Here is a 12,436-nt window from a genome sequence, read left to right as displayed (position 1 = left end):
AGGACATGTCTGTCACCGACTATTCCTCTAGCAAGAATAGGTGGAGATGAGTTTGCAATCATTGTCCATAACCAAACAGAGCAACAGCTATTGGATTTGTGTAAAACTCTATTTCGTATAACTGAAGAACCATTTGTAGTAAATCAGCATAGTTTTTACTTATCTCTTAGTATAGGAATAGCAGTGTATCCATTTGGAGGAATAAATACTACTACACTTTTACAACACGCTGATATCGCTATGTATAGCGCAAAGGAAAAAGGTAACAATGCTGTTTGTATGTATGACGAGACATTATCACAAAAAGTAACTCGTCGATTACGATTAGAACAGGATTTACCAAATGCAATTGAAAATAATGAGTTGTTTTTATTGTATCAACCACAAATTGATAGTAAGGCAGGTAAGGTTATTGGTGCAGAGGCTTTAATACGCTGGCAACATCCAGAGCTTGGGCTGATTTCTCCTTTTGAGTTTATACCTATCGCAGAAGAAACGGCGCAGATTATTTCAATTGGGAAGTGGACGTTACAGAAAGCGTGTCGACAACTGAAAGAATGGTATTCTGCGGGCTATTCAAATCTAAAGATGGGGATAAATTTATCAGCTATAGAGTTTGAACAGAAAGATTTTGTTCAAACAATGATATCTACCATAGAAGAGATAGGAGTACCTGCTAATTCAATTGATTTGGAATTAACAGAGCGAATAGCAATGGTAGATGAAAAAGAAACCTTATCGAAGTTAAAAGTATTAAAATCATATGGTGTACATTTATCAATTGACGATTTTGGTACAGGTTATTCTTCACTAGCGTATTTGCCTCTTTATCCAATTGATATTTTGAAAATTCCAAAAGAATTTGTTAATAGGATCGGAACTTTTACTGATGGAGATGAAATTATACAAACCATTATTTCACTTGCTCATACTTTAAACATGAAAGTGATAGCAGAAGGGGTAGAAACGAAAGAACAATTAACAGTGTTGCAACGTAATGCATGTTATCTAATTCAAGGCTATTACTACAGTAAACCTGTAAATGAAGATGAATTTATCGATTTTTTAAGTACAATGCAAAATGAATAAGTGAAAAATCAGTATCTGTATAAAGTAAAGTGAAAAGACGTTCTATCCATATGGATTTGAACGTCTTTCTTATGTTTATTTTCAGTAGTTGTGCAGCAAGGTTTCAGCCTTTGAAAGTAAAATAAGTATCTATATTCCTGGTATTTTGGGCTAATGGGATATGAGGTGAAAATTGCTTCTTGTGAAAACGCATTAGGGACAGCTTGTATATTCTTAAAGCAATTTGAAAAAGGATTAGCAGTTTGTATGGAATTAGGAAATGAAGAGTATGTATATCATTTCAATATTTTACGTTCTCTTAATGAAGATGAAGCAATTAAACTCTTAGAAGAAGTGAAAAAAGTATTTCTTACTTCGAAAAGCAAGGTTTATGGGATTTCGTAGAAGAATATGCAGATCTAAAAAAGGAAGAAATTATACAATAATCACATGCTATCATTTTTAATAGCTAATTAACAAAGGGACTCCAATTATGGAGTCCCTTTGTTAATGGGGTAATGCTCTGGTTTATCTAATTATAACAATATTTGTAAAAAGTGTAAAGGGGTCCTAGTTTGGAGGGAGAATTATTTAATCTTTTTTATTTAATAAAAGGGATAATATTTAGTTATCTGCGCTTCTTAATTATGTTTTCTATCACAATTTGAAGTGAATTTCATTTAATCTTATTTATTTTATAGGAATTATAATGTATACTAAAAATAGGTGCAAAATGTACCATTTGAAAAAGAGTGAATTGCAAAAAGGAATCCGTAAAGGATTCCTTTTTTGTTTCTTTGAAAATGAAGTAATGTTCTAATTATCTCTTTCATTTTTATGAATGCGCTGCGATCTTATAAACTAAAAAGGAGTTTTTGGGAAATTGCCATATTCCTGTAACAAAACAAAGGTATGTTATGTGTGTTAAATATAAAGAGAAAGAAGGAAAAGTTTTGAAAAAAATTTTGCCAATTGTTGCGTTATTAGGCATGATGAGTTTTGGAGTACAGGAAATGAATGTAAGAGCTGATACATACCACAAGGGCGATTCAAAAATTAGTTTTTGGGATTCGAAAAGAAAGGGTACTAATTTCATGAATAGTACGTCATTACCTGAAAACTATAAAAGTGCAAAAGAAGCTAATATTGAATATGTACGTTTAGCACCTGATAAATGGGCAAAAGATAAAGATTTTCTATTTGAGGATAAACCAGATACTTCTGGAAAGGATTTTCTGATAGGTAATGCAGATAACTATCAGGGATTAGTAAAGGAGGATTTCGAAAAATTAAAGGCGGATTTAGATGCCGCACAATCACAAGGAATGAAAGTTGTTCTTACAATGTTATCCTTACCTGGTGATCGATGGCGCCAATTTAATAATAACAAGAACGACGACAGAATATGGGAAGAAGAGAAGTATCAAGAACAAGCAAGTCAATTTTGGAAGGATCTTGCTTTGGAATTAAAAGATCACCCCGCGGTGGTTGGTTATAATATTATAAATGAACCACATCCAGAAACAGCTAAAAATAATAGATATAATGATTTTTGGACGGAAGATTATGAGAAATGGTATTCAACAGTGAAGGGAACGACAGCGGATTTAAACAGATTTTATCAAAAAGTAATCAATTCCATTCGTGAAGTAGACCAAGAAACACCGATTATTTTAGATTCAGGTTTATATGCTACTCCATGGGCCTTTAAATATTTAAAACCAGTAAATGATAAAAAAACCCTATATGCATTTCATATGTATGAACCATATGAATTAACGAGTCAAGGTGAAAAACAAAATAAGGAGTATCAATATCCAGGATTAGTAAAAGTAGGAGATTTAGAGAAACCTGTAATGTGGAATAAGCAGGGATTAGAGCAATTTTTGAAGCCAATCCAACAATGGTCTAAGAAAAATCATGTATCATCTAATCGAATTATTGCAGAGGAGTTTGGAATTAACCGTACTGTTCCAGGAGCTACCCAATACATGCAAGATCTTATTTCTATCTTCAACCAAAAAGGTTGGCATAAATCATTCTATGCATTTCGTGAAGACACATGGACAGGGATGGATTATGAATTGGGAACAGGAAAAATAAAATGGGATGAAGAGGGTAAACCAATGCGTCAAGATAATTCACTCTGGGAAGTAATAAAAAAAGATTTACAAGTACATAAATAGTTTAGAATATTTGTCCTAAGGACTAAATGTAAGCATCTAATTCAAATGGAATTAGATGCTTTTTTTTCAAAAAAGGTGGAGGCTTAAACAAATGTGGTTGCAATTGTATTAACCTTTAAAGTGAAAAAAGTTTTATGAATTTTTTTGTGAGATCCGAACCCTTAAATGCTGAAAATTATTTACTTATTTCTCCAATTGGGTGTATTTCTCCAATTAGATGGAAGTTTAGAATACAGAATCAAAACATAATAGGCTGTTATCGATGAGTTTATCGTAAAGTTGTTATTTAATGTGTCATCAAATAACATTTATATACAATAATAAATAAAGAAAAGGAGATATTTATGAAAAAATATAGAGTAATAGACACAACTTAAATAGTATGAATAGTTTTGATTGTAAAAACATGAAGAAGAAAACAAAAAATCCTTAAGAGTACTAAGGAAAAATGAGGGAGATAATATGGGGAATAATTCAAAACATAAAACTAGAAAAATACTTGCAGCTACTGCTACAGTAACTATGCTTGCGACTGGAATGATTTCTTCATCAGATGTCTTTGCAGAGCAAAAGGAGCAGCAAAAAAATTTATCGACATCACTGCAAAGTGAAAAGTCAGTTAAATCAGAAAATAGAACATTTACAGTCCCAGGAAAAGGGGATGTTGAGGTATTAAAACAACAGGAAAGAAAAAGTATGGCATTTAGTCCGTACGAACCAACTGGTTTATATGCAAAGCCAAATGAACAAATAACGATTAATGTAGAAGGTAATCAAGATATTCAGGTATATATTGGAACGTATTCGTATGATGCTTCTTGGAGAGAAGATTCTAAGATAAAATCATTTACATTAAAACCTGGTATAAACACAATCCAATCTCCAAATGGGGGGATGATTTATTTTTATAATAAACAACCAGGAGATAGCATTCGAACAACAATTACAACAGGTGGAACGACTACGCCTTTCTTTGAACTAGGAAAGCATACGAAACAAGATTTAATAAACATGCTGGACCAGTATCCTAATGCACATGCAGTGGAGTTAAAAGGAGAACGTGTATTAATTACGGCCAGCCCTGCACGTGTTAAGAAATATTTGTTGGGTTCTAATACAGATCCTGTACAACTCTTAAAAAAGATGGATGAAGCTACTCGAATTCAAGACAAAGTAGCTGGATTATCTGAAGAACAAGTAGATAAACATTATGTTCATTACGTAGAAGAAAATCATTCTCCTGATTATTATATGTATGCAACTTCTTATCGAACAGCATATGTAGGAGATGCAATCCAATACGTGTTAGATATTAATAAATTTATAACAGATGGCTGGGGCCCTTGGCATGAGGCAGGACATTTGAGACAACAATCGCCCTGGAAGTTTTATAATATGACAGAAGTACAAAATAATATATACAGCCTTTCTGTAGAAAAAGCATTTAATCAACCATCCAACTTAGAGAAAAGTGGAATTTATCCAAAAGCATTTCAATATCTAGAGCAAGTGAATAAAAATTATGATGAAATTAGCGATGTTTTTGTAAAGCTTGTTATGCTTTGGCAACTACAGTTAGCGTATGGTGAGGATTTCTATCCTAAATTGCATCAATTGTATAGAGACATGCCTTCAAGTGAACTTCCACAAACTGATGAAAATAAAAAACAATTATTTATGATTTCAGCATCAAAAGTAGCCAAACAAAATTTGATTCCTTTCTTTGAGAAGTGGGGATTACGTCCAAATAACGATACCATTCAAAAAGTAGCTGTATTAGGATATCCAATTTTAACAGCAGAGATTTGGAAGGGTACGGATTCTAATCCAATTAAACCAGATATGCCTAATGTAAATAATATATTAGAAGGAAACCAGTTTGCATGGTCGCTGAAAGGGATTGGAGATTTTGAATTCGCAAAAGTAAATTTAAATAAATCAACAGAAGAAATGCAAGTTGATCTAAAAGCAGGTGTACCACATAACTACTTTAATAGTACATATGCAAGTATTAAAGTGCAAAACACATCAGGTAAAGTAGTATATAACAAGGAGTTTTATGGGAATAAACAGCAAAATGCTGGAACACAAAAAGTTTCAGTAAAGACCGGCGATTTTATTGAGCTTACACATTTAGAAGGCGGAGAGAGGGCAACATTAATAAATTTAGATAATAATAAACGTGAAAGTCTTGATAAAAAAGTAATGTATGAAGTTACAAAGGATGGCCTGAAAAAAGTAAATCAAATTGTTAATCCGAAACCAGATACAGAAGCTCCCACACAGCCACAAGGATTATATGCAAACAATCTTACTTCTAACAGTGTAGAGCTAAAATGGAATCCTTCTACAGATAATATAGGTGTAAAAGAATATCAGGTATTACGTGATGGACAATTGATTCAAACCGTACAAGGAACGACATTTATTGATCAAAACTTAACAGCTAATAAGGAATATAAATATGCAGTGAAGGCTGTAGTTGCAGCTGGAAATACATCAATTCAAAGTGAAATTCTTCCGGTAAAAACCAAAGATCAAAATATATCTTATGAAAAATGGGATCCAAAGAAGGCATATACAAAGGGCGATAAAGTAGAACATCAAGGGACAGTGTATGAAGCGGTTCAAAATCATCAAGGAAATGGTGACCCGAATTGGATATTTGCGTTATCTTTATGGAAACCACTTACAATCAAATAACATGTAAGAATCAGATGTGAAGATAGAACAACATAAAATTGGGGCAGTATTTTAAAGATTTACTGGATGTTGTTTGAATTTTGATAGATTTCTCTACTAAGTTATTATTCAATAATAAAAATTAGAAAAGGATGTAGATTAGTGATTAGTCAGAAAACGAAGAAAAGATTTAATAAAGTTATTATAATGACCGCAGCATGTAGCATGTTTTCTATGTTTGGAACGTCTATTTCGCACACTAAAGCTGCAACACATTCAGCTGCTCCAGCAGTTTATGTGAGTCCCCAAAATATACCTGCCTCAGATATTATTAGTATAGACTGGTCACCAGTTCAGACTCCACCTTATACGTACTGGGCTGTACACAACTGGAATGCAGGTGGTGAAGCTGGAGGATATGCTGGTTTTCAACAACAAAGTGGGTTTGATGAAAATGGAAAACGTACTTTACATTTTGCCTTATGGGATCCAATTTCCTCTAAAGAAGCAATAAAGGCCGAATACTTATCTCCGAATTCGCAAGCTGGACCCTTTGGAGGAGAAGGAACAGGAATGAAGGTTCAAACAACTTATGGTTGGAAAGACTACAATTGGTACACAATGACAATGCGTTCATGGCAAGAAAATGGTCATACTAAATTTGGACAATGGATGAAAGATGTAACAAAGAATAAATGGCATCAAATTGCAATTATGGACTTTCCGGTTGCTAATGTTGCATTTAATCATGGATTAGGAATGTTTCAAGAAGACTGGGCTGATAGTGGACAGAATGTTCGAGAAGCGCGCCTAAAAAATGGTTATAGCCGAAAATTAGTTGATAAACAATGGAGTTCTTGGAATAATCAAAGTATTTCTGGGACGCATGATAATACTTATCAATATGATGGAGGATCTACTTCAGAATATGTATGGGTCAAAGCAGGAGGTAATACGCAGTCTACTATTGGGTCAGGAAAAATATTCACGCTAAATCAACCTACTCAACCTGAAATAGGAAAACTAGATTTTGATATCCAATCTATATATTATGAAAATGAAAAATTAAATGTATCTTGGAAACTAAAAGAAAATAGTACACCGCAATTTAAGGGGAAAATTGAAATTTATAACAATGAAAATATGACAGGCCAACCTATTAACGTAATTAATGATATTAAATCCTATCAAAATGGAATCAGTCAATCTATATCATTACCAACAAATGCTTATGCAAAGATTGTATTAACGGATATATTTGATCAAACTGTTGAGAAAAAGGTACAAATCAAAAATGAGTCTCCAAACATTTTTGAAGGTAATGAATTTGCATGGTCGCTGAAAGGGATTGGAGATTTTGAATTTGCGAAAGTAAATTTAAATAAATCAACAGAAGAAATGCAAATTGATCTAAAAGCAGGTGTACCACATGACTACTTTGATAGTACATATGCAAGTATTAAAGTGCAAAACACATCAGGTAAAGTGGTCTATAACAAAGAGATTTATGGAAACAAGCAGCAAAATGCTGAATCGCAAAAAGTTCCAGTCAAAGTAGGCGATTATATAGAGTTAACACATCTAGAAGGTGTACATAGAGCTACTCTTACAAATGTAGATAATAGTAAACAAGAGAGCTTTGGAAAAAAAGCCATATACGAAGTTACAAAGGAAGGCCTGAAGAAAGTAGAAAAAATGCCAGAAGCAACAATTTTAGAAGGAAACAAGTTTGCATGGTCATTAAAAGGATATAGTGATAGAGAAATTGCAAAAGTAGATTATGATAAAACGGTAGAAGAGATGAAGGTAAAACTAGAAGCAGGTGTACCACATTCCTATTTTGCTAGTACGTATGCGAGTATTAAGGTCCAGAATTCTTCTGGTAACGTTCTGTACAATAAGGAGATCGTGGGAAATAAACAACAAAATGCTGAAAGCCAAACTGTGCCCGTCAAGGTAGGGGATTACATTGAATTTACCCATATAGAAGGAGAAGCAACAAAGGAAAAAACGCGAGCAATTTTAATTAACCTTGAAAATAACAAAAATGAAACCATTGGAAAAACAGCAAGATATCAAGTTACAAAAGAAGGCTTGAAGAAAGTAGAAAAAATGCCAGAAACAACGGTTTTAGATGGAAATCATTTTGGGTGGTCATTAAAAGGATATAGTGATAGAGAAATCGCAAAAGTAGATTATAATAGGACAACAGAGAAAATGCAGGTGAATTTAGAAGCGGGCGTACCACATTCTTACTTTAATAATACGTATGCAAGTATTACAGTAAAGAATTCAACCGGTAGTATTTTGTACAATAAGGGAATAGTGGGAAATAGACAGCAAACTGCTGAAAGCCAAACCGTGCCCGTAAAAGTGGGAGATTACATTGAGTTTACCCATATAGAAGGGGAAGCAGTAAAAGAAAAAACACGCGCTATACTTATTAATCTTGAGAATAATAAACAAGAATATATGGGCAAAAAAAGAACCTATCAAGTTACTTCAACGGGATTAAACAAAATAGAGTAACATGAAAAACATTCTAATTATTAGTTAGATGCAAATAGTCGTTCATTATGAACGGCTATTTGGCTTTTATTTAAAGAGAAGTGAAATGAAAAGATTCTCTCTTTTGTATATACTCTCGTTGCTATCAACTGCTACATTCTTTTATCAGGAGAAAATAATTTAAAAAATGTGCTTGAGAATTGATACATGTTTAAGTGCTATAGATTTGAGAAAAAAGAAACAGAATAGTAAGGTATTTGTTGATAAATCAACTTTTATATTACAATATTTTACATATTTAGTATGATGTATATGAGTTCTGTATATTAAGGGAGGAATGGGAATGAAAAGGTTCATAACACGTGTAAGTGGTAATGCAATCTCAAAAAAGTTAGTTTTAATGGTGTTGTCGATGGTTTTAATGATATTGATGATTACCCCATCGAATGATGTATCGGCAGCCAACCTATCAAAAGCAGGTTCACTAAAAGGCGTGAATTTATTTAATGGAAGTTGGACAGTTGCTATCCAGGCAGCAAATTTACAATATGTTTCCGCTGAGCCTTTTGGAAATGTAATAGCAAATCGTAATGCAGTTAATGAATGGGAGAAATTCGAATTAATTCCGACTGGGGAATTATATACGTACGCTTTAAAAGCTAAAAGTAATGGGAAGTATGTTTCGTTTGAGCCAAATGGTAGAGTAGTAGCAGATCGTACATCAATTGGGGCATGGGAAAAGTTTATCTTATATAATGGTGGAGACAATAGGATATATGTATTACAAGCACTAAGTAATGGTAGATATATATCAGCAAATGGTGGTAGAGAATTAACAGCTACTAGTTATGTAGCTGGAAGCTGGGAAAGATTTGTTATTGTATACTTCTAAACTTTGAAGTGTTATATATTTAAATGATAATGGCATGTTTAGTTTTTATAAACACCTTAATACAATAAAGTGTTAAGTATTTAATACAAGTGTATATTAACGTGTAAAAGGGCTGCAAGTAATTAGCAGTCCTTTTTACATGTTAAATAAGGACTTACTGAGGTTATAATGAAAAGAAAAAGAACCCTATAGGGTTCTTTTTCAAGGCATATTAACAGTAAGGAGAATCATGAAATGCTACTTCAAATCTTTATTAGGGGAAAGATTTTGAATAAGCTTAACATACATCTATTTTTACATAAATGTAATATATAGTAAATTGATAATGTTTATACTTACTATTACTAATATTCAATTAAGATAATTAACACTATTTGTATAGTGTTAATTAAGTCTGTATTTAGAAAACTAATAATAGTCCCCAAGTTGGTTATATATGTATAATATTATATTATATTTGCTAAAAGAGCTTATAGATATATCATTTTAAAAATTAATTAACATTTAAAGAATTTTAACTGAAATTGGGTGTGTATTATCTAAAAGCAAATAAAATAAACAAAGACCCTGTAATTATTGTAGTAAGTTACATAGAACTAAAACCAAGATATTCTTGCGAACTCAAAAAGCCTAAATTCCTTAATTTAGGCTTTGACGCTATGTCATGGATTACAATCGGAATGGAATCGGGCATATCTACTACAACAGAGTTATAATTTCTTCAGCTCATTAAATTAGAAACTGGTGTTTGATTACCGTAGTTGAATTATTTCTCTTTTAAAAGAACGGAAAGATTTTTTACGTTAGCATTTTTTACATAATAATTATTTAAGAGAAAAAATACTACTGAGTAATGCTATTAAATCCCAGTCTAATTTCTAATGGTCCCAGTATCTTTTATTTTGACGTGCGTCTTTACATTTATTTTAGCCTCTGCTAACGCTTGCAACCAATCACCTTTTACTTTTTTCCACTCTTTATATTGAAATGCTCTAGCATATAGGGATAATCCGATTGGATCAATTTTATTCTGCTGTATTTCATACAACATATTTTGTAAATTATTATTAATTTCTTTTTGAATAGCCCTTTTTAAATTATTTATATTTTTTTTATTATCATAGTGCCCCTTAATTAAATTCGCATTGGTTTTTTCTATTAAAGCTACATTAGCATATATATCGAGATTAAATACAAACTTTCCGTTTTGAAAATTAACAACTACCTTCCTTGTCGCGTTCTGTACGAAGATAGAAGTGTTTGTTTTTTTGTTGGACTTTTTAGGAGGAAGCGCAAGGTGTAGTATCATTCGCCCGCTACTTTTTTGCTTATTTATAAGATTGAAAAATTTAACATCTTTTTTAGGGATATGAGTTAAATATTTCCCTTTTCGATTTAAAAATGCAATTCCTACTGTGTCGATTTCATTCTTTGTTTTTTTGATAATTGGAACAGCTTGCGTCATTCCTTCTTCATTTTGTTCTCTCATTAATTGTTGAATTGTAGAAGAGACGGATTGGTTATTTTGAATTGACGATTCAATTACACCATTTATATAAGATGAAAGTGATGGTTTACTAGGCTTATGAATTTTAAAAATTTCTTCTGCAGGTCCATCTACAAGTACTACTTTAGCATTAATGGTAGCGTAAGGATCACGGTAAGAAGAATCAAGCTCCTGCAACCAATTTGCTTCTTGCGCTAATTTTTTCCCAATTAAAATGATTTCAGCTTTGGAAGCTGTCATAAAGCCCGTTAACTTCGTATCTATCTTACTGAATCCAGTATATACAGTTGATGCTTGTGTCCAATGTTCTATAGTACTTTTTTGCTGTTTATGATGAAAGAGTGGTATGCTTGTTCCAACTTTTATATCTCCATTAGGGGTTCTATCCAAGCCAATTAACAGGATTAATGAAACCTTCTCAAGAGGAATTCTCTGACTACAACCAATTATATATACACAACAAATTACAATCCATATCCATTTTCGAATCAAAGTTGTTTCCTCCTAGTAATCCAAGTAAAAAGAATACTGTAAGTGAAAAATAAGATTGGTAATAGAATAAAGAAAACGACATTCAAGATATCCATAAGAGAATATATAAACAAATATTGATCCACATCAGGATTTAGGAAAATAAATAGGCCAACTATAAATAACATAAAAGCAAGCAGCACCCAATTGCGGGCGTTTTTTTGAAGTGAAATGGTCACAGATTCAAAACTGAAAAATAAATACGGATATATCGTAGTGGAAAATACAATTAAATAGTAAGCGATATATATAATTTCTAATCGTTCCATGAAAGAAAAACGAACCCCTTTTAACAGATGAAATACTGGCCAGATTACGTCTTTTATCCCCTCTGGACTAAAGTATATATAAGAAAGAATAGTAACATATAGATAGAAAAACATGGTTCCAGTATTCGCTATTAGTAGTCCTTTTATGGCTTTTTGTTTTTTTTGTAAGAATGGGTATATATAATATGCAATTTCTAGCTCAGCATAAGGAGTAATGGTTTCTTTTGTTGCTTTTACAATAGGGTATAATCCTTCTTTAAATATAGGTAGTAGGTGTAAAGGATTGTAGTTAGTCTTTAGTGAAAAAAGAAGAAATAGTGGCATCCAAGTAGTGAAGAAGAAAACAAGCATAGAATAACTAGTAAGAGCCCTTAACCCACTCAGGGCTAAAATAATGAAAGGTAATAGTAATAATATGGTAATTTGATAAGCAGGAGTGGAAGGGAATATCCACACTTTTACAATATCAGTTGCCTTTAATAAAGTATTAAATCCAGCAAAAAATAGATAAAAGGCATATGCAAGAAAAAGAATTGTCCCTATCCATTTACCAAAGTATGTTTTTAAGATTTGTGAGAAATTTTTGTTAGGATTTTTTTGTAACATTAATATAATAAATACACCGATTATAGAAGTAACTATCCATCCGAGAATGATCGAAATCCAGCCATCTGTACCAGCAGTAGTAGCAAGTGGGCTGGGCATAATTAACATACCAGATGCAAGTTGCAGCGAATGAATGAAAATAATAAATTCGAATAAAGTTACTTTTTGGAACTTAAGATTCCCCATG

At 32.3% G+C, this 12,436-nt stretch carries 8 protein-coding genes; 6 read left to right on the top strand and 2 right to left on the bottom strand.

Features of this window, described 5'->3' with window-relative positions:
• The 6 genes from RT27_RS12660 to RT27_RS12635 form a co-directional block, all read left to right on the top strand.
• Nucleotides 1-1,089 (top strand): bifunctional diguanylate cyclase/phosphodiesterase (locus tag RT27_RS12660; RefSeq protein WP_043936348.1); only part of this gene is annotated, 1,089 nt, incomplete at its 5' end.
• A 153-nt stretch (nt 1,090-1,242) separates the two neighbouring features.
• The gene (locus RT27_RS12655) at nt 1,243-1,473 is read left to right on the top strand and encodes a hypothetical protein (RefSeq protein WP_042969022.1); all 231 of its coding nucleotides are present in this window, start codon (nt 1,243-1,245) and stop codon (nt 1,471-1,473) included.
• Nucleotides 1,474-1,985: 512 nt separating this feature from the next.
• The gene (locus RT27_RS12650; RefSeq protein ID WP_043936350.1) at nt 1,986-3,254 is read left to right on the top strand and encodes a cellulase family glycosylhydrolase; all 1,269 of its coding nucleotides are present in this window, start codon (nt 1,986-1,988) and stop codon (nt 3,252-3,254) included.
• A gap of 462 nt (nt 3,255-3,716) precedes the next feature.
• On the top strand, nt 3,717-5,957 hold the full coding sequence (locus RT27_RS12645) for a M60 family metallopeptidase (protein WP_043936347.1): 2,241 nt from the start codon (nt 3,717-3,719) through the stop codon (nt 5,955-5,957).
• Between the two features lie 141 nt (nt 5,958-6,098).
• A complete protein-coding gene (locus RT27_RS12640) occupies nt 6,099-8,465 on the top strand; it encodes a putative mucin/carbohydrate-binding domain-containing protein (RefSeq protein WP_043936346.1) in 2,367 nt (788 codons plus the stop codon).
• Between the two features lie 322 nt (nt 8,466-8,787).
• Nucleotides 8,788-9,336, top strand: a complete 549-nt coding sequence (locus RT27_RS12635; protein WP_016080744.1) for a hypothetical protein — start codon at nt 8,788-8,790, stop codon at nt 9,334-9,336.
• Nucleotides 9,337-10,207: 871 nt separating this feature from the next.
• On the opposite strand, the gene RT27_RS12630 is transcribed toward RT27_RS12635, so the two are convergent.
• Nucleotides 10,208-11,335, bottom strand: a complete 1,128-nt coding sequence (locus RT27_RS12630; protein ID WP_016080745.1) for a Ger(x)C family spore germination protein — start codon at nt 11,333-11,335, stop codon at nt 10,208-10,210.
• A complete protein-coding gene (locus RT27_RS12625) occupies nt 11,332-12,435 on the bottom strand; it encodes an endospore germination permease (RefSeq protein WP_043936345.1) in 1,104 nt (367 codons plus the stop codon). The genes RT27_RS12630 and RT27_RS12625 overlap by 4 nt, the downstream gene beginning before the upstream one ends.
• Between the last annotated feature and the right edge of the window lies 1 nt (nt 12,436).

The sequence above is a fragment of the Bacillus sp. L_1B0_5 genome (genome assembly GCF_000836715.1).
GTDB lineage: Bacteria > Bacillota > Bacilli > Bacillales > Bacillaceae_G > Bacillus_A > Bacillus_A thuringiensis_S.
The sequence above is the reverse complement of the archived record's forward strand: the minus strand, read 5'-3'. Positions and strand labels throughout refer to the sequence as shown.